Origin of the sequence: Enterococcus sp. 5B3_DIV0040 (assembly GCF_002140755.1) — a bacterium.
Lineage (GTDB): Bacteria > Bacillota > Bacilli > Lactobacillales > Enterococcaceae > Enterococcus_D > Enterococcus_D casseliflavus.
Map to the genome: position 1 here is coordinate 2,308,373 of NZ_NGLC01000001.1, position 26,975 is coordinate 2,335,347.

Here is a 26,975-nt window from a genome sequence, read left to right on the forward strand (position 1 = left end):
GCGATTCCTTCTCTCCCTTTAGACAACCCTTATTTCACTGAAGCGCTGGTGACCGCATCTGCTGCAGGTGCGTCATGAGTACTGGCACTTGTGATCGCATCGGTCGGTTCTTGGTGCACAGAAGCACTGGAAATGGCGTCTTCATTGCCGACAAGTTTTTGGCCGGTTTGTTGCAAATACCATTCGATGATTGGCTTGAAATCAAGGATGTATTCGTTGATCCCCGCATATTCTCCGTTTTCATCGTGCATCGCTTGATAATTGTGGACGATGTATTTTTCTGGCACCTGTTTCGGCACATGGACCCGAACCGCGTCGGTTGCCCCACTGCGCAGCTGTTGGATCACCCACTCAACATTTTTGAAAGATTTTTCAGGATGGCATTTTGCTAATGGATTGCCGACTTGTCCTGGCACACGTGCTGCCAGCATATTTTGGGCTTCTTCCCGCAGATTGTAATACAAGAATTGGTTATTGCTGTCGGCAAATGTCAATTCCATCGGCATCGAATCTAAGAAGTAATTGATCTGATCAACTGTCAGCAAGCCGCGATTTAGTTTGACGTAGGTATTGCCAGAAACAGCACCGACTGCTTCAGCGGCTTTTTCCAGCCATTGATCATCATACATATCCACCCCTTCCACGGTGGTTGCGATTTTCCCTGTGGCGTAGAGGTCTTCGGGCGGCAATTGTTTGGGACCCGCTAAGGCAGAAACGACTTTGATAAATTGCAAGAAGCTGTTGATCGTCGCATCTAAAAAAGCAACCGTTCGGGCATCGATCAAATCACCGGCTTCATCAAAAGCTTCTTTGGCTTTGCCTAACAAAAACTCATTCCCTGGCATCACTAAAGCATTGACTCCCGGTGCGTCCAAAATCTGGCGCAGATGCAGCTGGGCCCTTGAAGTTCCTTGATCATAGTAAGAGGCACCCACGATCATTACTGGTTTGTTTTCCAGAGGATGGATTTTGAATGAAAGCCATTCTAGCAAGCTTTTCAGTCCTGCCGTCACGGTATGGTTGTGCTCTGGTGTAGCAATGATCACACCGTCTGCCATCAGCAATTGCCGATTTAAACGCTGGATGGCTGGGCTTTGGGTTTGATCTTCCTCTTGATTAAAGAGAGGAAAGTCTTTGATCTCTACAAGTTCTAACGTGAATTCCTTTTTGTATTGCTTTTTGATAAAGTTCAGCAGCTGACGATTGGTGGAGACTTCAGCGGCTGATCCGACGATTCCGATCAATTTCATTGTCTTTACGCTCCTATCTTTTGCGATTAGATGGTTTCCCATGAAAATTCAGCAGCTTCTTTTTGATTGGCGGCATGGGCGTGCTGCAACTGGCTGGTAATTTTTACAAATAAAAGAAAATCGTTGAACAGTCCTTGCAGTTTTTGGGTCTGCTCTTCATCGATCAAGTTGCCTTGCTCGTCAAACGCTTGCAGCGAATGACCTAATAGAAATTCAGAGCTAGGCATGATCCGTGCTTTTAACTCTGGAGAGTCCAGAATCTGTCTTAGATGGGCTTGGGCACGAGAAGAACCTAATGTCCCATAAGAAGCACCAGTGATCATCACTGGCTTGTCAACAAACGGGAAAATTCCATAGGACAACCAGTTCAGGGCATTGATCAACGCTGCGGGTACGGCATGATCGTATTCTGGTGTGCTTATGATCACACCGTCTGCTGCCATGATTTTTTCGGCAAGCTGGGTTACTTGTACGGGCAACTCCTTTGATTCTGGTTTGTTGAACATTGGAAGATCTTTGATCTCGACTAGTTCGATCTCTGCCTCATTGGCAAACATTTTTTTCATAAATTGCAACAACGTGCGATTGGTGGAACGAGTGGCATTGGTTCCTACGAATCCGATAAATTTCATCCTGTCTCTTCCTTTCTGGTTGGGCTATCTTAAAAGTCTTGCCTGAATGCCTTTAGAGGCAATGACTTCATTTTCTTTGGTTACGATGATTCCTTCGATTTCTGGCTGCTGCTGAATCTCTTGTAAAACAACTGGAATGGGCTTGCCAAACAAGCGCGAAGTCCAGATTTCCCCCAGTAACGATGTCGCTGCAACGATCGTGATGCTCAAATACCCACATTCGATGGGAAAGCCACTCTGAGGATCAATCAAATGATGATACGTTCCTTCAGCGGTGGTCAAGACCCGCTCATAGATCCCCGAAGTGACGACGGTTTGGTCCTTGATTGGCAGAATGCCCAAGGTGTCTGCCCGACCGCCTTTGGGATCTCGTATCCCGATCCGCCAATGCCCGTCCGAATGATTTGGTGCAGCGCCGAAACAGACAATATTTCCGCCTAAGTTGATCAATCCATACGCTGCTCCACGGGCTTGGCAATGGGTGCGTAACTTATCAGCGATGTAGCCTTTTGCTAATGCTCCGAGGTCGATCCTCATTCCAGCTTTTTTCAAAAAAACCTTGCCTGCTGCCAATTGGATCTGTTGCGGGTCTGTTAACGCAAGCAACTCTTTGACCTGCGTCTCTGATACGATGCGGGCATCTTCAAACCCGATGCGCCATGCTTGGACCAGTGGACCGATGGCAATATTCAGCTGACTGTGGGGAGCACAGCTATGGTGTTTGCCGATTTCGATCAGCTGGTACAATTCTGGATCAAGCACAAGCCCCTTTTGTCCTGCCAACTGATTCAGCTGATTCAATTCCGATCGCGGATCATTAGCACTAAAGCGATGGTCGTATCCTTTCAGCTGGGTCTCCAGCTCGTCCAGTACACTTTCTGGTTTTGTATGAGCGACTTTTAACTCAATGGACGTGCCCATCCGCTGAATCGTGCGAGCGGCTTCTCTTACTGCTGCCTTCATAAAATCCCTTCTCCTAAAAACGATATACCTTAAATTATGTTAGTTTTTTCACAATTAAAGAATACTCCCGATATATTTTTTTGTCAACACGATTATATATTTTTTTATATAAAGGAAATTCAAAAAAAGCAGTCCCTTCGTCGAAAGGACTGCTAGTTATCAAGCATTTGCGCAACAAAACTTTTTTGTCGAAAATATATTTTTAATCAATCGTTTCTTCGACCGCTTTTAAATGCGCCAATAATTTTACATTTTTATTGATTTTGGCATACGCTCGTGCATCGTGTAACATTTCCAAAATCGTTTCTTTCGGCTGTTGTTCGCGAATGGCATTTTCGGTCAATTGGGCTGCCGCGCGAGCCAAGTAGTAGGTCAAATGATTGTCGGAACAAATCGCCAACACATAATTCAACAACGTATCACTAGTTTCCAAATCATCGACTTTGGCGTAAAAGACGCCGCAATGAAAGACGATGTTCAACACCCGCCACGTGTCTTCGATCGTTTTGATCGGATAGGTATAAATTTTCTCAAAGACCTTCATCACATAAAACTCAGCCTTTGCCCATTCTTCTTCTCTGGCATACACCAAACCGATCCCAGTATACGCTAAGAGATCAAACAATTCCTCCGCCGTTTCATTCATCAATAACTGATCGAATTGAAACAAGACATCGGTAATCGCAGCTCCATTAAAAATCATTTCAAAGCCTTTTAAATAATCATATTGCGCTTTTAATGCTGGTTCATCGATCAGCTTCACTTCGATTTGACTTAACAATGCAGCCAACTGTTCATACTCGCTCGTGATCAAGTAGAATTCGGCTTTTGCCAATTCTTCTTTGATTTTGGTCGTTGCGACATTCATGGAAGAAAACAAGTCGACCAATGGCAAGCCGATCCGATTACACAATTTGATCAAAATTTTGAGGGACGGTGCCTGCCCGTTGTTTTCAAATTTACTCAAAGTGGCTTGCGTACAGATTCCTTCCGAAAGTTCTTGCTGCGAGAAGCCCGCCTGTTTCCTCGCTTCAATAAATCGTTCAACATTCATCGCCTTGCTCCCTCCCATTGTCGATAAGACACTTGTTTTTTTCGTAAGCCGTCCTCAACTGCTGGGTCAGCTTGTCACAGATGCTGCGTTTTTCTTAGAAAAATCACCTTTTGCGATGGCTTTGTCCGTACAATAGTGGCCTTTGCCATGGGTCTGACGGACTTCCGCCAATTTTTCTTGGATCATCTCGAGGATCACCATGAGGTTGTCTTCATTGGCAACAAAGTCCAATTGATCCCCATCAATTTGCATTTTCGGACAAACGTCAAAGTTTTCATACCATTCATCGTATCGCTGATTTAATTCTTTGTAATAGTCGTACAATGTCGGATCGTTGGCAATTTGTTCATAGGAACGACCACGTTTGTTGATCCGTTCAATCATTGTATCCAAGGAAACCTTAATATGAACCATTAGATCTGGATGTTTCAATGGCGCTGATTCTTCCAATTCCCGCAACATTGTGTTCAACAGGTTATCGTATTGTTCGACTTCCATCGGTGCGATTCGACCTAGATCCGCATTTAGATGAAACATCAAGCTATCCTCATAGATGGAGCGGTCAATGACATTGTCATCATTGGACAAAGCTTCCCGCATCCCTAAAAAGCTTTTGTTTAAGAAAAAAATCTGCAATAAAAAGGCGTATCGCTCTGGATTGGAATAAAACAATGGCAGAACATCGTTGTCCTCCACGTTTTCATAGAAAGGCTTCGACGCCATTTCCTTCGATAAAAAATCAGTCAAACTGCTTTTTCCTGCCCCGATCGTTCCTGCGATTAATAACACATTCATCATCCTTTATTAAATATAGTCACCGACAAATGCTCGGTGCGCCATCGCTTCAAAATCATACGCTGTTCGTGCCGCCAGATCAGTCAAATACGCTTGCACCGACTCCGTCAACATTAGATTGACCGCCGCGGCTTTTTCCTGAAAAGCGATTACTGGTTTATTTCGTACGTGTGCTGCGCCGATTTCAAAGGCTGTTCCCGGATCGGTGATCCCTTCCTGGTCATCCAAAACGGCAACGACGACGTCGGCTCGTGTCAATTCCAGCATGTCTTTTTCGAAAATTTCTCTCGCCCATTCTGGTGTATTGGGTTCAGATGAACCTTCTTGGTACAAGCGCGGCGAATAGACCGCCAAGGGCTGCAGGTTTTCAGCTAAACTGCGTTCTACCTGTTTGAGTCGGGCGACTTGTTCGTTTGAAAAAAACGGTCCCGCTAAATAGACATGCTTCATCCTGCCAAGCACTCCTTTCCTGACCCCATCGCAGCCAATCGTTGGATCAACGACTCAACGTCAGATAGGAAAAAAAGCGTTTCGGACAGCTCAGCCCAAGCAAAGCTAGAAGCTTCAAACATTTTTAGCAGCGGCTTCAGTCCATCATTTAAGCCTTCGGTCATCAATACACCGATCGGCTTGCCTGACAATGGCCCAAGAGTCGTAAAAGAGCATACTGCTGACAACTCCTCTAGTGTACCAAATCCACCAGGTAATACAAGGTAGGCATCGCTCATTTCCAGCAATTGTTGCGTTTGTTCCTCCCTCGTATCCGTATAGAACTCAGTATACGTGCTTGATCCAGTGACGATTGGCGGCAATTCTTCTGCAAAGGAACCTGATGGATAGATCCCTATCACTGCGCCTTCTTTCTCAAAGACCCCTTTCACGATCTCCCTCATCAAGCCAGCCAAAGGGCCGCAATAAACCAACTCGATGTGATTTTTTGCCAAGGCATTGCCGATGGCACGAGCGGTCTTTGCCAACTTTTCCTCATTTTCTAAACGGGTGCAGCAACATACAGTTACTCTCAAAAACAACAGCTCCTTCTTCACTACATCTGCTATTTTACACAATCTCTTAAAAAAGTAAATACTACATATTGTGTTCCATTCGAAAAAAATCCGTTCTATTCACCATATATTGTATATAGCCGTTAGCATCTTTTCGTGTTTCCTTAAACGTTACAAACCATGAAAATAGCAGAAAAGGAAAAGTAGAATCAGCTTTCATCGATTGTCTCAGCCCTCTTTCATCCCACATAAAAAAACACGACGCAGCTGGGTTCGTGTTTTTTTATCCATCACTTTTTTTCTCTTGTCCAAGCAAAATTTAGCAAAAAACTGTATAAAAAAATTATTTTTCTTCAGTAGCTGCTTTCAGTTTTTCCAAATCCTCTTGCTCGACAAAAAAGGTCACTTCTCCTGTTTCTAAATCGACGGATGCTTTGACTTCAACCCCTCGTGGGAAAAACTTGCTGGCATCGGTCTCGATTTTCAAACGCATCGTTCCATCTTTCAATCCAGCACCATAGGTCATCGTACGAAAGTTCTTTTTCATTCCTGCTCGCTCCTTTTTTAATAGCTCATCGACACTGCACCCATAAAGGGTACTCAGTTTTAATAAATTCAAACTGTCTGGGACCGTCTTGCCGGTTTCCCAATTTGAGATCGATGTGCGGGTCACTAAAATTTTTGTTGCTACTTCTTCTTGGCTCATTTGCTGTGTGACTCGATGGTTCTTTAGTGCTTCCCCAATCGTCATCTTGGCCTCCTTCTCCTACCTTAACGCAGACCTGCTGTGATTGCTGCTCAAATCCATTGATATTTCGGCATTGTCAAACAGTTTTGACAGGATTTTCTTAAACGAACTCTCCGTGATAGCGGTTTTCTTTCTATCATAGATGAAAAATGAACAAATGACTAGAAAATGATCTTCTTATTTTTAAGAAAACATTTGGCGAACGACTACATCTTTCGCGACAAAATTTTTCCGAACTACTTCTTTCCCTTCAACATGAAGGAATAAAAAGCATTATCTGCTCTAGTAAACGCAATGAATGATCCCCTCATTCTCTAAGCAAAGAAGATTCGCCAAAGCATAAAGAGCGCTATCGGTTGCTTCATCATCGATGGCTGCTTGCAGATAAAAAAACAGCTGCAGATTTTCTCTGCAGCTGCTGGCTCCATTTTCTTCCTTTTTTCGATTACTGAGAAACATTGGGGCGGCTCAGTCCATCTCTGGGACAAAGCTTAATTCCCAATGGATAATGCCCGTATAGCTTGTTGCTTGCGGTGTAGCACTGACAGGAACTTCCAGCATCACACTTTGATCCATTGTTTCTCCATCACCAAAACGTTGGATCCAAGTCCCGCTGCCTTGTCCCTCTTCTGCTTTTGCCAAGATTTGTCTGCCTGTATTTAATTCACGACTTTCCCAGTAGGTTGGGGCGCTGGAGGTATTCGAACTTGTCGTTGCCATGCGGATGTTGTTGAGTAAGAGCTGGACTCCCCGCAGCTGATGGCCTTCCTCACTGACAAACCCTGCTTCATCTAGCCGTGCGCTCAGTGTCCAGCCGGTGGACTCCTCACGCCGATCCGAAATTTGAACATAATTTGGACGTTCTTCACCAGCAGGATCATTCTCTGCATTGCGCAGCTTTTGCGGCAGTGCTGGATAATAGGCTTGACTCGAACGAATCGGCACGTGTCCGAAATCAAATTGCGAGATAAAGTCGATACTGATCAACCCTTGGTTTTCAGGAAGAGTCGGACGATTGTCTGGATCAACATCTACATCAGGATTCAGAGGATCTCGAGGATCGACACCGTCTACGATGACGGAGGTCTCATCGCGTCGTCCATTTAAAAATGCCGTCGCCGTTACAACTTCTTGCCCGCGGAAATAATCAAAGTCATCAAATTGGGAGAGATCAAATTCAAAGGAGCCATCTGCTTCGGCAATGACATGGAACCTTTCTGTTTCGCCCTCACCATTTACAACAGTATCTAAGGTTGGTTCTGGCAAACTCAGATCCCTACTGAAACGAACGTAAGCGCCGGGACTGGTTTCTCCCGTGATCGTATAGGAATTGCGTTGAGAGCGATCATTGGTCAAAGGATCAAGCGCGATCTCGACAGGAGGAATATTCTCAAATAAGAGACGTTGCGCTCTTGGCGTAAAGTTCGCTCTGGCATGTTCTGCTATATTGGAATCTAATGCGCTAACCGTATTAGTCGGTATTCCTGTTGCATTAATATTCGCGTTCAACCTCAATATATTCTCCCAATCAAAATTAGGATTCTCGTTTGTATTTCCAGGGATCCATTGCTTAATCGACTGATTACTTACATTTAGTCTTGCATTTCGAATCACGTGTGCCGTACTTGAGGTGATTGATCTAGTCTTTTGTAAATTTACCCTTGCAGCATCATCTATATTGATCGTTGAGTTATTCGTATTATTATTGGTCGAAAACATAATTAAGCTTTGACTTGCTGAGAGACTGTCTGACTTAATATCTAGGGTAGCATCTTCATCAATATTAATTTGTCCAGATGCATGAAAAAAAATAACATGGCTAGCAGAGTTATTTTGATTGACTGCTTCGATATCAAGCGTACTCCCCTTTCTGAGATTAATACTACTACCATGACCAAGTGGCATAGAAATGATATTGGTCGTATCATTGTTAGCAGCAGTATTACGTCCAGAATTGTAGATATTTAATGTACTCTCCTCTAATAGAGTGATATGAGCCGTCTGAGCCGGAGCCCAGCCATTGGTTACAATAGCAGGAAAATTGCTTTTAGGGTTCAAGTTAAGGGTCGCCCCTTTGCCTACAGTTAGATTAGAATTATATCTAAAGAATATATTTGCTCCCCATGCTTCACCTTGTCCTGTACCATTTGCAATGATCGTAACCTCCGCATCGTCTCCGATCGTAAACGTTGGATTTGAGCTATAGCGAAACCAAATATTTCCTGCATTGATTGTTGAAAGATGAACTTTAGCCCCCTCAAGAACCTCCAAATAACCGACTTCAAAATTTGCTTCAGTAAGACCATGAATGTTCCAATTACCGCGTCCGAATCCTGCATCATAAGGATTCATTTGTACAGAAGAAACATGCCCCGATAAACTAGCTGTAGCATGATACCCATGAAACAATTGATTACCGACCTGTGTGACATTATGGTAACGCATCGTTGCGTTTCTTTGATCAGCATCATCTAAATCATTGTATTGAATGGGCCCAAAATAATTCCCACTATAAATTTCAATATTTTGGAGTGTAATATCCCACGGTATATTTTCTTCATCATTGACCGTTGAGCTCCAAAAACATACCGACACGGCTCGAAAATCAATTTTATGTTTTCCTTGTCCATCGATGATTAACGTTCGAGAAATGTCTGGTCTCCTATTATCTAGGTAGGCAACTCCTCCACTTTCATTCATAACCGTATTGGCAGGGTGCATCCACAATCCCCCCCAGTCACGTAAAGTAAAATGTGAACTCGTCGACGTTCCTGCTCCAGGCAATCCCTCCATCGGGCGATCAGGAGATTCAAAATCATCTACCAAGAGGATATGATTATATCTAACATCCTGTATAGCAATCATAAAATCCACCCAATTATCTACCTCTATCGTCCGAACATCATCCCCTAATAAATACAGATTGCCCGGATCATCGGCATCATAGGGAAGCGGTTGACTCGTTTGCTCTGTTTGGTCAGGATCGTTTGTTTCTGGCTGCTCTTCGTTTTCAGGTTCTGTTTCCTCTCGATCACTTTCTGGCGCTTCTTCCTGACCTTCCTCACCTTCTGCTGGTGAACCTTGGATTTCTATCTCTATCCGTTCTTCTCCTACCATGACTTCGTAGGTTCCTTCTTCTTCAAAGGTTATCGGCAAAAGCCAATTGCTCTGAGGTGTTTCGCTAAGCAGCTGCCACTGGTCGGCTTCCATCTGTTCAATCGTCATTCCTTCGGGAAACAAGGAGGTCTCGATCACTGCCTCTGGCGGCAGAACCACCGCCACTTCGGTTACTGGCTGATGTGCCATGATTTCGATGGGGATTTTCTCCCCTAAATAGCCTTGCTTGTTGCTTGTTAAAAATTGAAAATCAACGTCTGTTAAATCAGCCATTTCTTCCGCTGAAGAAAGCTCATCCTCTTCTCGTTCTTGCTCCTGCAGCGCATACAATGGCGCAATAAAAGTATCTCGTAAGAAGGGAAAACTCAACGGAATACTCACTAGCCCAATCACTAGGAGCAGCAATTTTAGCGGCTTCTTTTTCATTTTGTTGATCTCCTCCTTTCTTCCATTTTCTATGGATTTATGGCTTATGCCTTTGATTCGATTAATTGCGTTTGGCTTGTACAGCAATCAAGTATGCCTGCAAAGCAACTAGCACGCACAGCCTGCTCAATACTCGAAGTCAATATAAGGTTTCCTTCTTTAGAATACTCAGTCCAGCTCTGGGACAAAGCTTAATTCCCAATGAATGATGCCCGTATAGCTTGTTGCTTGCGGCGCAGCGTTGACAGGAACTTCCAGCATCACGCTTTGATCCATCGTTTCTCGATCACCAAAACGTTGGACCCATGTTCCGCTGCCTTGCCCCTCATCTGCTTTTGCCAAGATTTGTCTGCCCGTATTTAATTCACGGCTTTCCCAGTAGGTTGGGGCACGGGAGGTATTCGAACCTGTCGTTGCCATGCGAATGTTAGTGAGTAAAAGCTGGACTCCCCGCAGCTGATGGCCTTCCTCACTGACAAACCCTGCTTCATCCATCCGCGCGCTCAGTGTCCAGCCGGTGGGCTCCTCCCGCTGATCCGAGATTTGAACATAATTTGGGCGTTCTCCACCAGCCGAATCATCCTCTGCGTCCCGCAGCTTTTGTGGCAGTGCTGGATAATAGGCTTGACTCGAACGAATCGGCACGTGCCCGAAATCAAATTGCGAGATAAAGTCGATACCGATCAACCCTTGGTTTTCAGGAAGCGTCGGGCGATTTTCTGGATCAACATCTACATCAGGATTCAGAGGATCTCGAGGATTGATGCCTTCAACGATAATGGAGGTCTCATCGCGTCGTCCATTTAAAAATACCTTTGCCGTTACAACTTCTTGCCCACGGAAATAGTCGAAGTCGTCAAATTGGGAGAGATCAAATTCAAACGTGCCATCTACTCTGGCATTGACATGGAACCATTCTGTATCGCCGCCTCCCGTTTCAATGGGGCCGATCACTGGTTCTGGCATGCTGAAGTCTCTGCTAAAACGTACGTAAGCACCCGGATCCGTTTCTCCTGTGATCGTATAGGAATTTCGTTGAGAGCGATTATTAGACAGAGGATCCAGCGTTACTTCGATAGGAGAAATCTTTTCGAATAAGAGCCGTTGCACTCTTGCCGAAAATCTATCTAAGGCCTCTGCTTCTATAGTGGGATCTAATGCGCTAACCGAGATATCGCCTCTATTCGGTACTCCTGCATCATTAACACGAGCAAACAACCGCACAATATTATCCCATTCAAAATCAGGTTCTTCTATTCGGGTTCTAAGATTCCACCGCTTGATCGACTGATTGTTTACAGTTATTGCTGCATTACGGATCAAGGAAGAGTTCCCTGTATCAGGACCAATTTTCTCTAAATTCACTCTTGCAGCATCATTAATAGTGACAGTTGAATTAAAGTGCCCGAATGAGATCAAACTATGCGCCAGTGTCCTGCTATCGGAACGAATATCAAAGGTAGCATCTTTATCAATAGTAATATGTCCGGATACAGGAAAATAAATAATATGGCTATCAGAACGAAGTTGATTGACTGCTTCGATAGCAAGCGTACTCCCTTTTCTGAGATGAATACTACTGCCAGGACCAGGTGGCATAGAAATAATATTGGTCCAATCATTGTTACTATGACTAGTACGTCCAGAATTGAAGATTTTTAATGTGCTTTCCTCCAATAGATTGATCTGAGTAGTCTGAGCTGGCAGCAAACCACTAGTTGAAATAGCAGGAGAATTGCTTTTAGGTGCCAAATCAAGGGTCGCACCTTTACCTACGGTTAAGATAGGACTATATCTAAAGAATATATTTGCTCCCCACGCTTCACCTTGTCCTGTACCATTTGCAATGATCGTAACCTCCGCATCGTCTCCAATCGTAAATGTTGGATTTGAACTATGAGGAAACCAAATATTTCCTGAATCGATTGTTGAAAGGTGAACTTTAGCGCCGTCAAGAACGTCCAAATAACCGACTTCAAAATTCGCTTGATCGGTAGCATTAACGCGCCATTCACCACGCCCAAGAGCTGCATCATAAGAATCCTTTTGAATAGAAGAAACACTTCCTGATAAAATAGCTGTCGATTGAAACCCATGAAACAATTGATTGCCGACATGATTGACATTATGGTACCGTATCGTTGCCGCCGCCTGATTGTCCGTTTCTAAGTCGTTATATTGTATAGGTCCAAAGTCATTTCCACTATACAGCTCAATATTCTGGAGGGTAATGTCCCAAGGGGTATCTGGATTGACGGTCATGTCATTAAAACCAACCGATACTGACCGAAAATCGATTGTATGTCCTCGTCCGTCGATAATTAAAGGGCGCGAAATCTCGGCTGAATTGAGATAAAGGTAAGAAGCTTCTCCATTGGGGTTTTGATCCCCAAACCAATCAATCATTTCAACGTTACTCAATCCTTCTGCAGGGCGATCAGGAGAGTCAAAGCTCTCGGTCAAAGCGATATAATTAACCGTTCGGGTTTGGATAGCTAAGAGAAGCTCTTGCCAATTAGTGACCTCTCGGCTTGACTCCTCCGTGACTTCTAACAGGTAGAGATTGCCTGGATCATCGGCATCATAGGGAAATGCTCCTCCTGGCTCTGTTTGATGCGCGTTTTTTCCTTTTTGCTCTTCATTCTCGGGTTCTACTCCCTCTCCCTTGCTTTCTTCGGTTTCTTCCCCACTTTCCTCTGGTGAACCTTGGCTCTCTAGTGCCAGCCGTTCTTCTCCTACCATGACTTCGTGGCTTCCTTCTGCAAAAGTTAACGGCAAGAGCCAATTGCTTTGAGGGGGTTCGCTAAGCAGACGCCACTGGTCAGCTTCCACCTGTTCAGCCGTCATTCCTTCGGGAAACAAGGAGGGCTCGATCGCTGCTTCTGGGGGCAAAACCACAGCCGCTTCAGTTACTGGCTGCTGCGCCACGATTTCGATAGGGATTTCCTCCCCTAAATAGCCTTGCTTGCTGCTTGTTAAAAATTGAAAATCAGCGTCTTCCAAATCAGCCATTTCTTCCGTTAATGAGTGCTCGTCTTCTGCTTGCAGCGCATACAAGGGCGCAATAAAAGCATCTCGCAAGAAGGGAAAACACAACGAAATACTCGCTAGCCCGATCACCAGGAGCAGCAATTTTAGCGGCTTCTTTTTCATTACGCTGCTCCCCTCCTTTCTTTCATTTTCTATAGTTTAATGGCTTACGCCTTTGATTCTGTTTGTTGTGTTTGGCTGGTGCGCCAGAAATTCGTTCAAACTAACAAGACAACACGCCAACGAAGCGCATAAAGCAGCAAGTCTTTTCTCTCTTGCTTCCCTTAAAGCAAAACAGTGTGTTTCTTAGGTAAAGCGTCAAAGAAACTACGCATTGGCGTCGCTTCGAACATTTGGTTTTAAAAGAAAAAATCAGCGCTTTCTTATTTATAATTGCTGAAAACAAGTCATAATCCACGATTGTCTCTTTAAGTATAAGGGACAGTTCCGCAGAGCAAAAATCAGGATATTCATCAGTCAAGGAAATCCTTGCATGGTCGGCATTCCCTCCTTCTAGATCAGGAGGGTTCATTGAAGCGAAAACGTCCCACTGTCGGTTTCAGATAATCAAAGCGCATCCCCTTCGACCTCGTTGCTCCTATACAAAAAAACATCCGTCAAAAAGCAGTCAGGCTGCCTTTGACGGACGTGTTCTTTCCTTGATTCACTTTTTTTGTGACAACCACCATAGGGGGCGAAAAATCGCTTAGCGGTGGATCGTCACTTCTTTTTTGACTTCCACGGTGATGCGGCCATTTTTGATGACCATCAAACGTTCAGGAATATCGATCAGCACATCGGCTTTTCTCTGGGTATCTAAAAGAATCAAATCTGCGCGATTGCCAACAGCGATCCCATAGTCTTTGATATTTAATGCTTTGGCGGTATTGGTCGTAATCATTGGCAAGACCGTCGGCAGGTCATCGGCGCCGCCTAAATGCGCCACTGGCACAGCCAACATAGCGATTTGGATCAAATCCCCATTACCATAGGGCGTAAAGGCGTTTCGGATATTGTTGCTGCCTAAGCAGATATTCACACCAGCATCACGCAATTTGCGAATCGGCGTCACGGCACGGCGAACGTTGTAGGCATCGTTTCTAGCACCTAAGTGCAAGTCGGTCGCAGGCAACGGCATCACATTGATTTGGGCTTTGACCATCAAATCGATGACTTCTGCCAGCTGATTTGGTTCCATGGCGTGCAGCGCAGTCAAGTGTCCTACTGATACCCGGCCTTGGTAGCCTTCTGCAATGGTTTTTTCACACAGGTAGACGATCGATGTATCGTCTGCTTCGTCGGCAAAATCTTGATGCAAGTCAATGTCTTTGTCAAATCGTTTGGCGATCTCAAAGATCAAGTCGATGTGTTCATTGGCTGGCGCATCATTGTAAGGAATGCCGCCAACGACATCGGCGCCTTTTTCCATCGCTTCGATCATCATTTTATCCGTCCCTGGGGCTTTAAAAATCCCTTCTTGCGGAAAGGCAACGACCTGAATATCGATCAAGTCGCGGTATTCTTCTTTTAAGCGCATGATGGTGTCAAACCCTGTGAAGCCTTGTGCTGGATCAAATTCGGCATGGGTGCGCACAGCAGTCGTGCCATGTACGATCAGCATTTCTAATGCGCGTTTCGCCCGATCATAAATGTCTTCTTCGGTAAAGGTCGGTTTCAGCTTTGCCGTAACTTGGATCGCTTCTTGCAATGTACCTGAATTATTGGGCTCACGATCGGCGATCAAGGCTTTGTCTAAGTGGATATGGCTTTCGATCAATCCAGGGATCACCACTTTGCCTTTCGCCTCAATCGTTGTTGCTGCTGATTCTTCAATGTTGGGAGCAACTGCGGTAATTTTTCCTTCTGAAATTGCAATGTCTACTAATTCTGCATCGTCTTCAAGACGTGCTTGCTTGATCAATAAATCCATGTTTTCCTCCTATCCATCAGCCAAACACTAAACCGATGACTAATAATAATACGGCTGCTAAACTCAACCACTTCACGTTTCCTTTGACTACATCCAGAATCGGAATTTGGAAACCAGAAGACAAAGCTTGCATCGTAATGTTGACAAAACTCATTTGACTGCCGAGGCCAACCCCCATCGTTACAAAGCCAAGAGCTAAGACTGGGAAGCCTAATGAAACGGCAACTGGTAGCACGAGTGTTAAAACGGAGCCGACATAGGCACCTGCGGGAATCCCAATCAAGACACCCGTCAAGATCGCCACGGGAACGACGATCGCTGCGGGGGCATTTTGTGCCGCACCGGCAATTACAGCAAACGTCCCCGTTTCAGCAATTACGTTGATGAAGGCTAAAAAGATCCCCACTTGGAACAAGCGGGTCAAAATATACGTCGATCCGTCCACCATCGCTTCCACCGATTGATTCATCGAAAAGTCGGTACAAACAAAAATCAACGCTAACGTGACCACCATATAAACTAGCGGTGTAAAGAGGACAAAGCCGATCAGGTCATTGATCAACGGGCCAAAGATGACCGCAAAAAGCAAGAAGATCGCAGGCAGTGTCGTTTTGAACAACTCGCCATTGCTTTTATTTTCATACTCTTGGTTGGCTGATTCTTTAAAGCCCAGATGACGACGCTTGGTCCCAAAGAATGCCAATAAAATCGCCAAACCAACGAATAACAACCAAAATGGGCGCATTTGATCGACGTAAGAAGCGACACTAAAGCCGCCTAGTTCAGACACGATACTAGATTCCAAAGAGGCAGGAGACGTCGTAAAGGAGACCGCTGCCGCTAACGACATCGCTGCGATCAATTCGGGGACCACCCCAACTGCCGCAAATGCTAATGGTGCGATCACCATCGCACTCCCGCCGCCGATCCCAGACATATAAGTCGCTGCTGCCAATAAGATGACAATAAAACCAGCCACATATTCCACTTTTCCTTTGGTCCCTCTTTTGGCTAAGGTTAAGGCCGCCGTATAACTACCCGCTTTGAAGACCGCCATCGCTACAGCGGAATTGATGATTGGCACCGTAATACTCAACATCGTCGGAATAGCTTCCAACAGTTGCGAATTGGCTTCAGCTAAACTGATCCCGCCAATAATCATCGCCAAGATCCCAGCAATCAAGCCAGCAATGATCATATCTACTTTTTTAAAGAGCAAAACCAGCACTAACACTAATGGAATCAGTACTAGAAATGCTTTGACTCCTGTTGGTGCAACGATCTCATTGATCGCTTCTGCCGCAAACACTGTTCTTTCTGAAAAGATAAAAAGAATGAGAGCCATAAACAGTGAGACGAACGTTCCCTTTTTTTTCATCACATTTCTCCTAACTTATATGAACCTTCATATAATAAATGTTGTGTTGCTATGGGGTGTTGCCGATTGATTTTTCCGCTGATTTTTCTCTGGTGTTTCCCACCTTCTTTCCTCGAAGAAAGGAATCAAGCAAAAGACACCTGCTTTTTCGACCTTTTTCGCCACTTTTTCTTTCTCTATTATAATTCTTGTTGTTAACGCTTTCTTTGGACATTATTCTAAAATAAATCTACGTTTTTTATCCAATTGGCTAAAAGCGCAGAAAAAAGCGCGGCTTGTGGAGAAAAGAGCCTTCATTTGATCCATTTGCCCTTTTCTCGGAGCCCCGCTTTTTTTAGTGATCTTCTGTTTATGATCGTTTTTTTCCTCGGTTTGTCCAGCGTTTCAGCCGATAAAAAAGCATCAGTTGTTTGCGCGCTCGCTTGATCCGCTGGTAGCGCTTTGGCTGCTTCTTGTAAAATGCTTGATGGTAGTTTTCCGCTGGCCAAAACTGCGTGGCCTTGCGGATCTCGGTCACGATGGGTTGCTGATAATAACCAGATTGGGCTAGTTCCTTTTTTGCTCCTTGCGCAAACACTTCCTGTTCAGCAGTCGTATAGAAAATGATTGGGCGATAAAAATTGCCGCGATCTTGAAATTGTCCGAAAGCATCTGTCGGGTCTGTCACTTGCCAATACAACTGCAACAAGTCCTGATAGGTGATGATTTCGGGATCAAAAATGATCTCTACCGCTTCGACATGCCCTGTTGTTCCGCTTAGTACTTGATCATACGTCGGATTCGGGACTGTTCCCCCGGTATACCCCGACAAGACGGAAAGAATGCCCGGCTGGTCTTCAAAAGGCTCTACCATACACCAAAAACAGCCGCCAGCAAAAATAGCCACTTCTTGTGCTTTTCCACCTGTTTCGTTCGGCTCCACGGAAACTTCTGCTGGTTGGACTTTGCTTGTTTCTTCATTCATTGCCTTTGTCGGTGCTGACTGGCTGATTGTTTGATAAAACTCTGCGACATTCGGGGTCAGATTGTTTCTCAGTGCCAACGGACGCAACGACGCTTCTAGTTTTTCCAAAACCCGTCTGGTCTGTTGGTCTTCAAGGCTATTTGACGATTCCTTTTCGTGTTTGCCTGCTTTTTGTTTGGTCGCCATCTGAGTTTCCAGTGTATTTTTTGCTTGCACCAGTTGTTCTCGTTCCCACTGTCTCGTGCCAGGATGCAAGATCAAATTATAGATTTCTGACAGCCACGCCATCGTTGTTTGCTTCATCATCATTGCCCCTTTGTCTCATGAAGGAGCGGCTCTCGCTCCTTGTTTGGTTGCACTGTACCATAGTTTCGCCGATTCGCCCAATTTGATGCCCAAAAAACGTTCGGGAGAAATCCTCGAACGTTTTTGGCTTTTGTATGGGTTGGTGCGTAATTGGTTCGCATGCATCCTCTGAGGGATCAGCTCAGTATAATTGGTGTGTACGCAACTGGGCATCCATTTTTTTAGAAACATTGAAGCGGAATGAGATAGGATTGCCAATTTCAAAGAGTGATCAAGAACCACTCAATGCAAATGAACGTTTGCCTTTGTTAGTAAATACGCAATTTTTCTACAATCCGTTTAAATAGTCATCGGTTTTCATCACCGTAGAGAAGGTTTCCAACGCCGATAAAAACGCTCGTTGAACAGCTTCGGCAGGAATTTCGTGTGCTTCAAATGTTAATGCTTTCGTTGCCGTAGCATCAGAAATCAGTATGGGCTGATAACCGAGTTCTTTGCTAGCTCTTGTGGTTGAGTCGATGCACATATGCGTCATCATCCCAGTGATGATAACTTGTTGGACACCTAAAGAGTCTAACGTTTCTTTTAAATTTGTTTCAATGAAGGAGTTAGGAAAGTGCTTTTCAATAATAATAGAAGAATGCGTTGTTTTTAACTGTTCATGCAGCAGTACACCTTTGGTCCCTCGTTCAAAAAAATCAGCTGCTTCTTGATCGTTGATGTGTTGGATATAGATGATCGGGAGTTGCTTTTCGATAAAAGACGCTTCTAGTTTATTTATGTTTGCAAGCGCCTGTTCAGGGGAATGAAGGGCCATTCTTCCTTCTTTAAAATAGTCATTTTGGACATCAATAATTACTAAAGCTTTTTTCATAGAATCACCATTTCTTTTCTTATTTGTTATAATCCAGTATAAATACATATGACCCTACAACAAAGCGTCTCTTGAAAAAGATAAAGTCAATTTACTTTCATTATGAAAGGAGGAACCCTTATGGACATCATCGATGAACAAATCCTAGCTATCCTGAAACAAAACAGCAAATTATCGAACAAAGAAATCGGCGAAATGGTCCACCTGACGGGACAAGCCGTGGGCAATCGGATCTTGAAGTTGCAAGATGAGGGAATCATTCAGCGATTTAGTATTGTAGTAAACTACCCAAGTACGCAATACATCCGGTTTTTTATGGATTCAAATCGCTATACAGCTTTTGAAGCCTTCGTGAATCAATACAAAGAAATTGAAGTCTTTCATAAAGTTTCAGGTCAAGCTTGTTATCTCTTGGTCAGTCATTTTACAGATGTAACCTTCCCTTTATTTATAGAGAGTCTCTCAAAGTGGGGCAGGTATAGTGTAGAAACCTTTGTGGCTGACAAACTCAATCACGGGGATGATTGATGTTAGCGTCTGTGGGCTAGTCCTACATTCATTAGATTCCTTGATATATTCATCAAAGTCTTGATCGTCGAAATTTTCGCAATGATGCCCAGCAGCAGCGTGCCGAATTCAAATATCGCCAAGCATAAAATATTAAGATTGCTAGTGCAGACACAAAAGCGCCCCCCGTTGCCTTGTTTATAAAAGTATCGTTCAGGATCACGGGAATAGAGCTAGTATCTCAAAGATTGTACGGCGTATAATGTTACGAGACAAAGCGTTTATAGAATAAAAGAAAACAGCATGGTCAACATCGATAAGATGAGCATGCTGTTTTTATTTACTTACTTTTTGAAATACTGTTCTAACTTTCATCAATAACTCATCAACCAAGTGCTCATGCGCTTTTTCCAAAAAAACACATGCTCTGGCTTCATAATCAATTGTCGTTAATTGATCCAACAATACTTTTCCTGTTGTCTTCATTCCATAGTCTGGATCAATACTTACATATAACGGATAGTTTCTACTTGTACTAGAAATCGGAGCAACGGTGGCAACGTTACTATAATCTGCAATCATGTCATGACTTAAAACAATATAGGGCCTTTTTCCCGTTTGTTCATGTCCAGCACGAGGAGCTGTATCCAATAACAAAATATCCCCTTGTCTAGGTTTTCTTACCATTTTTCATTCCCTACTGCTTCACCTAAATGTTGAATTTCCACATGATTTTTCTCAGCAGTGTAATTTTCAAATAACTCTTCAATCGTTAACTCGTTTTCTAAATTTGCCGCTTCGATGATTAGCCGTTTATGCCCGTTTACTTCTTCTTGTATTATCTTCACTTTGTCATCTGTATGAATGCCAAGATACTCCATAATGTACTTTGGCAATCTAAGTCCGTTACTATTGCCCCATTTTTTTATAGGTAACATTTCCATGCGCGACACCTCTTTCTGTATATACATAGTATAACATATATCGCGACGGAGTATATACATAATTATCCTTTTTGGTCAATTCACCTAAATTCCATTAAAAAGAATCGTTCTCAAAAGTGGACTCTGCTGTGCTAATAAAAATTTGTAGTATGCCGAAATGTCAAATTGCAGGACAATGACTGACATAAACGATTTGATTATAACCACGTTGATACGCTCTTTAGGTATTAACAATATTTGGATGCAAGTAAGTAGTAAACAACAGGGATTGCTGTCCCTCCCTTACTTATTCCCTCATGTGTTCTATATTCGATAGCATAGCTAGTTCGAAAAAATAGTTAACTTTCCCACTAATCAGGAAGCCAATAATTTCTTCAATAGGAATACCTGCAAAACCGTCACCCATGGCTTTATCAGAAAATACTGGGTCGTTTACTTTATCTATTCAAGTGGATATCACGGGTAGTTTTTTATTTTTTTCTGTGGTATAATAACCTTGCGAAACGATAGAAAATTTATAGCACTACAGCACAAAGGCGCTCCCTAACCGCGACGAAAGGGAGCGCCTTTTTTTATGCTAGTTGCGACTGCTAGCATGTGAGTTGGATAGCAACTTGCTTAGTTGTCGTCTTTGTCTTTCTCATCCAACCAGTGAGAAAATAGTTCGATGACTATACCAACAATAATTGGTGCGACAACCAACGATAGAAAACTCATATACACTACAAACACCCCCCCAGGGGGCAAGTTGCCTTTTTTATTATATCAAATCTTCAGCATCATTTAGACAGTTTTCAAAAATAAAAGTGTAATCTATTAATTGAATAAATTACCTATTTTTTATCTAGTAGCTGGTCTTAAATATCTAACGTCAACTCTGTCCTCACACTATAAAATAGTCTTCTATAGAAAGAATGAAGGGAAAAAATCTCAAACACTTTTAAGCTTCTAGTCCATTGTATGAATGATTTGAAATTCATTGGTTTAATTAGTTTCGCTCTTTATTTTATCGGGCTGATAAATCAGAATTGACTCTTCAATCCTATTTTCATTTTAGGTAGAAAAAAGATCGTTCTTTAGTTTGATTAAATCACTCCAAAACAACTGAGCACACGATATGCTATTTGAATGACTCCATCAAAAATACCGATATGAATAAACTGATTTCTGAGTTCTTTTGTGAGTCTTTATGAAAAAAGCACAGTTCGAAAGGGCGTACCATCAGTAGGTACGCCCTTTTAAGAGATGTAGAAAGTATACATGTTAGGGAAATTACACACAGTTATTTTTCAAAGACATTAAGTGATGTTCACGCTTCTTCCTTTTGCAATGTCATGATGACAGGACCTTCTTTGGTGATAGCGATCGAGTGTTCATATTGGGCACAGTAGCTGCCGTCAATGGTGCGTGCTGTCCAGCCGTTCGGGTCCATCTTCATGCGCCAAGTGCCTGTCGTGATCATCGGTTCGATGGTGATCGTCATACCTTCTTTCAACCGAATTCCTTTGCCAGGTAACCCGAAATGAGGAAAGAATGGTTCTTCATGAATGGTTGGGCCAATGCCGTGAGCAATAAAGTCCCGCACGACACCATACCCTTTTTCTTCAGCGAAGCTTTGGATCGCATAACCAATATCGCCAACTCGGTTGCCGACCTGTGCTTGCTCGATGCCTCTCATCAAGGCTTCTTTCGTGACTTCCATCAGTGCTTGATGTTCTGGTGAAATCTCTCCTACCGCATACGTCCAACAGCTGTCAGAGATTGCCCCTTTGTAATCGACACAAAAATCGACTTTGACGACATCGCCTGATTTTAAAATATATTCTGAAGGGAAACCATGACAAATCTCTTCATTGACACTGATACACGTCGCAAATTCATAGCCTTCAAACCCGATTTGCGCGGCTGTTGCCCCTGCAGCTTCTATCTGTTGATGGACAAAGGCGTTGATTTGGTTCGTGGTGATACCGGGAACGATTTTCTCTCGTAGCTGTTCGTGAATACTTGCCAAGATACGACCAGAAGTTTTCATTTGTTCAATCTCTCGTGGGGATTTTAATGTGATCAATAGATGATCTCCTTTCCTTAAATAGCCATTACCCTGTTTCTTTTAATAATACACCTCATCTAGAAATAAGCCATGAGAAGGCACTGTTTCACCAGCTGCTTGTCGTACTTTATCGGCTAACACTTGATCGATCACTTCTGGTGGCAGTGTGCCATCGCCAATGGCAATCAGTGTGCCTGTCAAGATTCGGACCATTTTATGCAAAAAGCCGTTGCCTTTGAAGGTAAACCGCAATAGGTCGCCTTCTGGTGTGATGGTGATTTCATCGATCGTGCGCACCGTTGATTTTTTTGATTTTTTCAATGCAGAAAAGCCGATAAAATCATGGGTGCCGATCAACTTCTCAGCCGCTTGCTGCATTTTTTCCAAATCAAGGGGCTGAGGGCAATGAAAACTAGTATTGCGAACAAAGACCGATGGGATCGCGTTGTTCCAAACATAATAGCTGTATTGCTTGCCTTTGGCGTGATAGCGTGCATGGAAGCGCTCAGGCACCTCTTCAATCTTGTTGACGACGATGTCTTGCGGCAAATAGCGGTTAAAGAACTGCTGCATCTCTGGCAAACTCATTTGATGGGTCGTCTTGAAATTCGCCACTTGTCCTCGAGCATGCGTGCCCGCATCGGTTCTACCAGAACCGACGATCTCAATTTCTTCTCCCGTCAATAATTTGATGACCCCTTCAACTTTTTCTTGGATCGTTTTTTCAGAATCTCCTAGTCGTTGCCACCCTAAGTAGCGCTTGCCGTCATATTCAATCGTTAATTTGATATTTCGCATGGTTGTTGCTCCTTTTTACCGATACTATCGGTGGATAGTTGTGATTGTTGTTTAAAGTGACTTTAAAAAAATATACAAGTGCATTGATACAAGAAACAGTACACAAAAATTTTTCTATTTTTCATACTATTTCTATTATTTATAAACGTTTCGTCAACCTAAAAGTTCTTAAAAGAACAATATGACGTTATCTCGCTTGTTTTGTGTTTATATAAGCGATCGCACTGCCGCTTCCAAATTTAACTTCTGGCAATGAACGCTTTACTAAATTGAGTTCCTTCAGTGTTTCTTCTCTGGTTGATAGTGCACGGAACGCATATCGCGTTAGGCCGTTTTCTAGTTTCTTTGATTCTGAAAACTGCTCAGATACTTTATAAGCTGCCACAATAGCATTTTCTGCTCCTGTGTTAATAGCGATGATATAACGGATGTGTTGAATTTTATTGCGCCCAATAACCCAGTTCCCTAAAGTTCGCGACTTTAGATTTGAAATATCCCGATATTCTTCATCGATAGGGTATTCTTTAGATTCATCTTTACTCAAAGAAAAAGCATCTCTTACTTTTACTGCTAATATCAAGTCATCCGTTGCTATTTCACTGATAGACATTGGTTGGAAGCCAAAACGCTCTTCGATTTCCTCAACGAGCATTACTTTAGAACCATGTCCTTTCACCAAATTTGTCAGTGAAAGCCCCTGTACCAGCTGTGCATAATTGATCATAACATTTTCGCTTGCATATGCCTCATTTTCAGATAACCCATAACTTAGGATATAACTTAATACTTGTAAATTTGATTCAATAATTTCTTGAATCGTTTTAATTTTTAAAGTAATTGCTGTTTCATTTTCTCCAACTAAATTTGCTTGTTTCATCCTATTTAAAGCAGCTTGCCGATGGGCAAAAATACGATTCCCTTTTCCTTTCCCAATATAAAAAGGCTGGTTGTTTCTAGGATCAACTAAACAATATACATAATATAGATGCTTCTCATCTTTTTGTAATGTTGCGAGCGTAGAAGCTGAAAACTGATTAATTTCCTTCATTTTTTCTTTCCTTTTATTGATAGATTATCCTTACTAATTCGTTTTACTTATGATACGGCGCCCCCGTATTGATTCGATACGCACGATAGATTTGCTCCAATAAGATCAGTTTCATGAGTTGGTGCGGGTAGGTCATTTTGCCAAAGGAGATTTTGGCATCACTGCGGGTCATGACTTCTTGACTCAATCCTAGGGAGCCGCCGATGACGAAGGTCAGTTGGCTTTTTCCTTGGATGCCGAGTTGATCGATTTGTTTGGCGAAGGCTTCGCTGGTGGGGTTAGTGCCTTCGATCGCTAAGGCAAAGACATATTCGGTGTCTTTGATTTTGGCTAAAATGCGCTGCCCTTCTTTTTCTTTGATCTGCAGCATTTGGGCTTCACTCAAGGTTTCTGGTGCTTTTTCATCTGGTACTTCGACAAACTCAAGCTTTGCGTATGCCCCCAATCGTTTGGCATACTCGTTGATTCCTTGAACGAGGTACTTTTCTTTTAGTTTTCCTACTGTGACGATTTTGATTTTCATAGATTCCTCCTCGTTATCCCCTTATTTTATGAACATGTGGACAATGCTATCCACAACCTTTTACACACTTTGACTTTCTTTGAAATTCTTCTATCTCATCTATGAAACTGCGACACTTGAAGGGTTTCTTCACCCACCCAACCAAAGCTTTCAAGTTTGTCCACACACTGTGGATAAACAGACCTTCGCTTCTCCCCAGTTTTGCCTGCTATTTTTATTCAAAAATGAACGGGTTTTGCGAAGAAAATTTCATCGTTTGAAACAGATTCTTACGCAACTTCTTCATATTTTTTTCAAAATCTCTTAGTAGACTAATCTCAGATAGAAGGAATATACTGATTATAACGAATTATTCATTAAGGGGGAAATAGTAATGGCAAGAAAATATGTCACACCAGGCAAGAAAACTTCTCCTGGTTTATTAAAACGATTAGGTATTGGGATTTTAGGCGGTATGGTCGGCGGTTTATTGACCTTCGGCGGTCTGTATCTGGCAATGGGTTCCTCTTTGACTTCAACACCAGAAACCACGACCAACAGCGGGGTCCAAGATTCTAACGGACAAACCCAAGTATCCAATGTAAAACTTGATGTGACTAGCGATGTCACTGAGGCAGTTGAAAAAGTACAAGATTCTGTCGTTTCCATCATTAATCTACAACAAAGTCAAAGCAACGATTGGAACAGCCTCTTTGGTCAGCAAGGCGGACAAAGTGAAGGCGATAGCCAAAGCGATGACGACAGTGCTTTAGAAGCTTCTTCTGAAGGGAGTGGTGTTATCTACAAAATCGATGGCGACGATGCCTATGTCGTAACCAACAACCACGTCGTAGAAGGTCAAGACGGTTTGGAAGTTGTCTTAGCAGACGGTACGAAAGTCAAAGCTGAATTGGTCGGTACTGACGCTTACACAGACTTAGCTGTATTGAAAATCTCTTCAGAGCATGTGACGACTGCCGCAACATTTGGTGATTCAAGTGCCTTGAAAGTCGGCGAACCAGCCATCGCGATCGGCTCTCCTCTAGGCTCTGACTACGCAAACTCTGTGACACAAGGGATCGTTTCTTCCTTGAATCGTCAAGTAACAAGCCAAAACGAATCTGGTGGTACGATCAGTATCAATGCGATCCAAACGGATGCTGCGATCAACCCAGGGAACTCAGGTGGTCCACTGATCAACGTTGATGGCCAAGTGATTGGGATCAACTCAAGTAAAATCGCCAGCACCTCTGGCTCTGCTTCAGGTGTTAGTGTCGAAGGGATGGGCTTTGCGATCCCAAGTAACGATGTCGTTGAAATCATCAATCAACTAGAAGCAGATGGCAAAGTGGTTCGCCCTGCACTAGGTATCCAAACGATCGATTTAGGTTCCATCACATCACAACAACAAGAACAAATCTTGAAAGTTCCTTCATCCGTAACTTCTGGCGTTGTGATCTACTCAGTCAACAATGCAACACCAGCAGAACAAGCAGGATTGCAACAATATGACGTTATCACGAAGATCGATGACACAGAAGTCAGCACAACAACGGATCTGCAATCTGCGTTGTACAAACACAAAGTCGGTGACACGATCACTGTAACCTTCTATCGTGGCGATGAAGAAAAAACAGCAGAAGTAAAACTTTCCGTTGATACGTCGATCAACGAACAATCAACAGACAGCAGCAACTAATCATCAAAACCAATCGAAACAATCAAAAAATGAACTGCCGCAAAAACAGGAAGCGGCAGTTCATTTTTTTAGGCTTTACCGACTGGAAAAGCTTCACCTACAACGGCATCTTGAGGCAGCTCAAGGATGCCTTTTTTCATTGGTGCACCTTCTAAATGTAGTTCTTTAGCAGAGCAGATCATTCCGAAGCTTTCTACGCCACGAAGCGTCCCTGGCCAAATCATCAAGCCATCTGGCATCATTGCCCCAGGTTTTGCGACAACGACTTTCAAGCCTTTACGGATATTGGCAGCACCACAGACGATTTGCAAGACTTCCCCCTCTCCAACTTCTGTTTCCGTGATAGACAAATGGTCGCTGTCTGGATGTTCCACACAAGACTTCACATAGCCAACGACGATTTTTGGTTCTGTATCTGCTGGCAGTTCTTCGCTGAATCCTGCTTCTTTGATCATGGTGTTCAATTGTTGGATTTGTTCTTTCGTCAACGTCACTTGGCCACGGCCTTCGATCGTCATCACTTCTGAGATCGCAAAAAAGTTCCAGCCGACGATCGTGCCTTCTTCATTTTTGATTTGGGCAACATTACCGTTGCGTTCGACGGTTTGTTCTAATCCTTTATCATCTGCTGTGATGGCAAGCAGTGTATCACTGACATATTCTTTGTTATAAGCAAAAATCACGTTTTTTCCTCCTTAGGTACTTACACATTCCGCCCATAATCTTAACAAATTTTTCGGCATCCGTCATGGAATTTCTTTGTTTTCCCTGAAATTCTACTTATTTTCAAAGACAAAAAACGCCTGAGAACCAACTTCTGCTGGCTGGCTTAGTTTGAAAATTGACGAAGGAGCAGAACCCGCGGCTTCTCAAGAACTTGCTGGTAGAACTACTTTCTACGAAAGAAGGCAACAACAATAAGTTTCCCAAAAAACGGATACAGGAAAAAACTAAGA

The 26,975-nt window shown here is 43.3% G+C and carries 26 protein-coding genes; 2 read left to right on the plus strand and 24 right to left on the minus strand.

Annotation, left to right across the window (positions count from 1 at the left end):
* Nucleotides 1–29: 29 nt before the first annotated feature.
* The 15 genes from A5883_RS10875 to A5883_RS10945 form a co-directional block, all read right to left on the minus strand.
* Nucleotides 30–1,250: an NAD(P)H-dependent oxidoreductase gene (locus A5883_RS10875; RefSeq protein ID WP_176323979.1), complete on the minus strand. Its 1,221-nt coding sequence runs from the start codon at nt 1,248–1,250 to the stop codon at nt 30–32.
* A 26-nt stretch (nt 1,251–1,276) separates the two neighbouring features.
* Nucleotides 1,277–1,882: an NADPH-dependent FMN reductase gene (locus A5883_RS10880; RefSeq protein ID WP_086338549.1), complete on the minus strand. Its 606-nt coding sequence runs from the start codon at nt 1,880–1,882 to the stop codon at nt 1,277–1,279.
* Nucleotides 1,883–1,906: 24 nt separating this feature from the next.
* Entirely contained in the window at nt 1,907–2,845 is a 939-nt protein-coding gene (locus A5883_RS10885) for an FAD:protein FMN transferase (RefSeq protein ID WP_086338550.1), read from the minus strand.
* Between the two features lie 202 nt (nt 2,846–3,047).
* Entirely contained in the window at nt 3,048–3,899 is an 852-nt protein-coding gene (locus A5883_RS10890; RefSeq protein WP_176323980.1) for a helix-turn-helix domain-containing protein, read from the minus strand.
* Nucleotides 3,900–3,965: 66 nt separating this feature from the next.
* On the minus strand, nt 3,966–4,688 hold the full coding sequence (locus A5883_RS10895) for a deoxynucleoside kinase (RefSeq protein ID WP_005225447.1): 723 nt from the start codon (nt 4,686–4,688) through the stop codon (nt 3,966–3,968).
* Nucleotides 4,689–4,703: 15 nt separating this feature from the next.
* Entirely contained in the window at nt 4,704–5,144 is a 441-nt protein-coding gene (locus A5883_RS10900; RefSeq protein ID WP_086338552.1) for a nucleoside 2-deoxyribosyltransferase, read from the minus strand.
* Nucleotides 5,141–5,719 (minus strand): LOG family protein, encoded by a 579-nt coding sequence (locus tag A5883_RS10905; protein WP_086338553.1) that lies wholly within the window; start codon nt 5,717–5,719, stop codon nt 5,141–5,143. Before A5883_RS10905 ends, A5883_RS10900 begins: the two co-directional genes overlap by 4 nt.
* Before the next feature lie 322 nt (nt 5,720–6,041).
* A complete protein-coding gene (locus A5883_RS10910) occupies nt 6,042–6,449 on the minus strand; it encodes a helix-turn-helix domain-containing protein (RefSeq protein WP_008379091.1) in 408 nt (135 codons plus the stop codon).
* A gap of 279 nt (nt 6,450–6,728) precedes the next feature.
* A complete protein-coding gene (locus A5883_RS19195; protein WP_156235561.1) occupies nt 6,729–6,905 on the minus strand; it encodes a hypothetical protein in 177 nt (58 codons plus the stop codon).
* A 9-nt stretch (nt 6,906–6,914) separates the two neighbouring features.
* Nucleotides 6,915–9,989, minus strand: a complete 3,075-nt coding sequence (locus A5883_RS10915; protein ID WP_086338554.1) for a WxL domain-containing protein — start codon at nt 9,987–9,989, stop codon at nt 6,915–6,917.
* 168 nt (nt 9,990–10,157) lie between these two features.
* Nucleotides 10,158–13,142, minus strand: a complete 2,985-nt coding sequence (locus A5883_RS10920) for a WxL domain-containing protein (RefSeq protein ID WP_086338555.1) — start codon at nt 13,140–13,142, stop codon at nt 10,158–10,160.
* A gap of 583 nt (nt 13,143–13,725) precedes the next feature.
* Entirely contained in the window at nt 13,726–14,949 is a 1,224-nt protein-coding gene (locus tag A5883_RS10925; protein WP_086338556.1) for an amidohydrolase family protein, read from the minus strand.
* Between the two features lie 16 nt (nt 14,950–14,965).
* Nucleotides 14,966–16,327, minus strand: a complete 1,362-nt coding sequence (locus tag A5883_RS10930; protein WP_005225442.1) for a hypothetical protein — start codon at nt 16,325–16,327, stop codon at nt 14,966–14,968.
* A 349-nt stretch (nt 16,328–16,676) separates the two neighbouring features.
* The gene (gene msrA, locus A5883_RS10935) at nt 16,677–17,600 is read right to left on the minus strand and encodes a peptide-methionine (S)-S-oxide reductase MsrA (protein ID WP_086338557.1); all 924 of its coding nucleotides are present in this window, start codon (nt 17,598–17,600) and stop codon (nt 16,677–16,679) included.
* Between the two features lie 325 nt (nt 17,601–17,925).
* Nucleotides 17,926–18,471 carry a cysteine hydrolase family protein gene (locus A5883_RS10945; protein WP_035006689.1) on the minus strand — a complete coding sequence of 182 codons (546 nt, stop codon included), beginning with the start codon at nt 18,469–18,471 and terminating at the stop codon, nt 17,926–17,928.
* A gap of 120 nt (nt 18,472–18,591) precedes the next feature.
* Between A5883_RS10945 and A5883_RS10950 the strand changes: the two genes are divergently transcribed.
* Nucleotides 18,592–18,999 carry an Lrp/AsnC family transcriptional regulator gene (locus A5883_RS10950; protein WP_376706897.1) on the plus strand — a complete coding sequence of 136 codons (408 nt, stop codon included), beginning with the start codon at nt 18,592–18,594 and terminating at the stop codon, nt 18,997–18,999.
* A gap of 315 nt (nt 19,000–19,314) precedes the next feature.
* Here A5883_RS10950 and A5883_RS10955 read toward each other — a convergent pair whose 3' ends face one another.
* The 8 genes from A5883_RS10955 to rlmH form a co-directional block, all read right to left on the minus strand.
* Nucleotides 19,315–19,665, minus strand: coding sequence for a type II toxin-antitoxin system PemK/MazF family toxin (locus A5883_RS10955; protein WP_016610020.1), 351 nt, complete (start codon nt 19,663–19,665; stop codon nt 19,315–19,317).
* Nucleotides 19,659–19,922, minus strand: a complete 264-nt coding sequence (locus tag A5883_RS10960) for an AbrB/MazE/SpoVT family DNA-binding domain-containing protein (protein ID WP_086316420.1) — start codon at nt 19,920–19,922, stop codon at nt 19,659–19,661. Before A5883_RS10960 ends, A5883_RS10955 begins: the two co-directional genes overlap by 7 nt.
* Nucleotides 19,923–20,208: 286 nt before the next feature.
* The gene (locus A5883_RS19815) at nt 20,209–20,367 is read right to left on the minus strand and encodes a PTS glucose transporter subunit IIA (RefSeq protein ID WP_441316250.1); all 159 of its coding nucleotides are present in this window, start codon (nt 20,365–20,367) and stop codon (nt 20,209–20,211) included.
* Between the two features lie 173 nt (nt 20,368–20,540).
* Complete coding sequence (locus tag A5883_RS18995) at nt 20,541–20,639, minus strand: type I toxin-antitoxin system Fst family toxin (RefSeq protein ID WP_115233064.1); 99 nt, start codon at nt 20,637–20,639, stop codon at nt 20,541–20,543.
* A gap of 592 nt (nt 20,640–21,231) precedes the next feature.
* On the minus strand, nt 21,232–21,990 hold the full coding sequence (gene map / locus A5883_RS10970) for a type I methionyl aminopeptidase (RefSeq protein WP_086338558.1): 759 nt from the start codon (nt 21,988–21,990) through the stop codon (nt 21,232–21,234).
* 42 nt (nt 21,991–22,032) lie between these two features.
* On the minus strand, nt 22,033–22,770 hold the full coding sequence (truA, locus tag A5883_RS10975; RefSeq protein WP_086338559.1) for a tRNA pseudouridine(38-40) synthase TruA: 738 nt from the start codon (nt 22,768–22,770) through the stop codon (nt 22,033–22,035).
* Between the two features lie 187 nt (nt 22,771–22,957).
* Entirely contained in the window at nt 22,958–23,818 is an 861-nt protein-coding gene (locus A5883_RS10980; protein ID WP_086338560.1) for an LEM-3-like GIY-YIG domain-containing protein, read from the minus strand.
* A 43-nt stretch (nt 23,819–23,861) separates the two neighbouring features.
* Nucleotides 23,862–24,341, minus strand: coding sequence for a 23S rRNA (pseudouridine(1915)-N(3))-methyltransferase RlmH (gene rlmH / locus A5883_RS10985; protein WP_008379108.1), 480 nt, complete (start codon nt 24,339–24,341; stop codon nt 23,862–23,864).
* A 373-nt stretch (nt 24,342–24,714) separates the two neighbouring features.
* Between rlmH and A5883_RS10995 the strand changes: the two genes are divergently transcribed.
* The gene (locus tag A5883_RS10995) at nt 24,715–26,019 is read left to right on the plus strand and encodes a S1C family serine protease (protein WP_010747716.1); all 1,305 of its coding nucleotides are present in this window, start codon (nt 24,715–24,717) and stop codon (nt 26,017–26,019) included.
* A 68-nt stretch (nt 26,020–26,087) separates the two neighbouring features.
* On the opposite strand, the gene ytpR is transcribed toward A5883_RS10995, so the two are convergent.
* Nucleotides 26,088–26,702 carry a YtpR family tRNA-binding protein gene (gene ytpR / locus A5883_RS11000; RefSeq protein ID WP_086338562.1) on the minus strand — a complete coding sequence of 205 codons (615 nt, stop codon included), beginning with the start codon at nt 26,700–26,702 and terminating at the stop codon, nt 26,088–26,090.
* Nucleotides 26,703–26,975: the final 273 nt, after the last annotated feature.

What these genes read in the sequence shown, in the direction of transcription:
- A5883_RS10875 (WP_176323979.1), bottom strand. Translation starts at nt 1,250, where the DNA reads ATGAAATTGATCGGAATCGTCGGATCAGCCGCTGAAGTCTCCACCAAT.
- A5883_RS10880 (WP_086338549.1), bottom strand. Translation starts at nt 1,882, where the DNA reads ATGAAATTTATCGGATTCGTAGGAACCAATGCCACTCGTTCCACCAAT.
- A5883_RS10885 (WP_086338550.1), bottom strand. Translation starts at nt 2,845, where the DNA reads ATGAAGGCAGCAGTAAGAGAAGCCGCTCGCACGATTCAGCGGATGGGC.
- A5883_RS10890 (WP_176323980.1), bottom strand. Translation starts at nt 3,899, where the DNA reads ATGAATGTTGAACGATTTATTGAAGCGAGGAAACAGGCGGGCTTCTCG.
- A5883_RS10900 (WP_086338552.1), bottom strand. Translation starts at nt 5,144, where the DNA reads ATGAAGCATGTCTATTTAGCGGGACCGTTTTTTTCAAACGAACAAGTC.
- A5883_RS10910 (WP_008379091.1), bottom strand. Translation starts at nt 6,449, where the DNA reads ATGACGATTGGGGAAGCACTAAAGAACCATCGAGTCACACAGCAAATG.
- A5883_RS19195 (WP_156235561.1), bottom strand. Translation starts at nt 6,905, where the DNA reads ATGTTTCTCAGTAATCGAAAAAAGGAAGAAAATGGAGCCAGCAGCTGC.
- A5883_RS10915 (WP_086338554.1), bottom strand. Translation starts at nt 9,989, where the DNA reads ATGAAAAAGAAGCCGCTAAAATTGCTGCTCCTAGTGATTGGGCTAGTG.
- A5883_RS10920 (WP_086338555.1), bottom strand. Translation starts at nt 13,142, where the DNA reads ATGAAAAAGAAGCCGCTAAAATTGCTGCTCCTGGTGATCGGGCTAGCG.
- A5883_RS10925 (WP_086338556.1), bottom strand. Translation starts at nt 14,949, where the DNA reads ATGGATTTATTGATCAAGCAAGCACGTCTTGAAGACGATGCAGAATTA.
- A5883_RS10930 (WP_005225442.1), bottom strand. Translation starts at nt 16,327, where the DNA reads ATGAAAAAAAAGGGAACGTTCGTCTCACTGTTTATGGCTCTCATTCTT.
- msrA (WP_086338557.1), bottom strand. Translation starts at nt 17,600, where the DNA reads ATGATGATGAAGCAAACAACGATGGCGTGGCTGTCAGAAATCTATAAT.
- A5883_RS10945 (WP_035006689.1), bottom strand. Translation starts at nt 18,471, where the DNA reads ATGAAAAAAGCTTTAGTAATTATTGATGTCCAAAATGACTATTTTAAA.
- A5883_RS10950 (WP_376706897.1), top strand. Translation starts at nt 18,592, where the DNA reads ATGGACATCATCGATGAACAAATCCTAGCTATCCTGAAACAAAACAGC.
- A5883_RS10955 (WP_016610020.1), bottom strand. Translation starts at nt 19,665, where the DNA reads ATGGTAAGAAAACCTAGACAAGGGGATATTTTGTTATTGGATACAGCT.
- A5883_RS10960 (WP_086316420.1), bottom strand. Translation starts at nt 19,922, where the DNA reads ATGGAAATGTTACCTATAAAAAAATGGGGCAATAGTAACGGACTTAGA.
- A5883_RS18995 (WP_115233064.1), bottom strand. Translation starts at nt 20,639, where the DNA reads ATGAGTTTTCTATCGTTGGTTGTCGCACCAATTATTGTTGGTATAGTC.
- truA (WP_086338559.1), bottom strand. Translation starts at nt 22,770, where the DNA reads ATGCGAAATATCAAATTAACGATTGAATATGACGGCAAGCGCTACTTA.
- A5883_RS10980 (WP_086338560.1), bottom strand. Translation starts at nt 23,818, where the DNA reads ATGAAGGAAATTAATCAGTTTTCAGCTTCTACGCTCGCAACATTACAA.
- rlmH (WP_008379108.1), bottom strand. Translation starts at nt 24,341, where the DNA reads ATGAAAATCAAAATCGTCACAGTAGGAAAACTAAAAGAAAAGTACCTC.
- A5883_RS10995 (WP_010747716.1), top strand. Translation starts at nt 24,715, where the DNA reads ATGGCAAGAAAATATGTCACACCAGGCAAGAAAACTTCTCCTGGTTTA.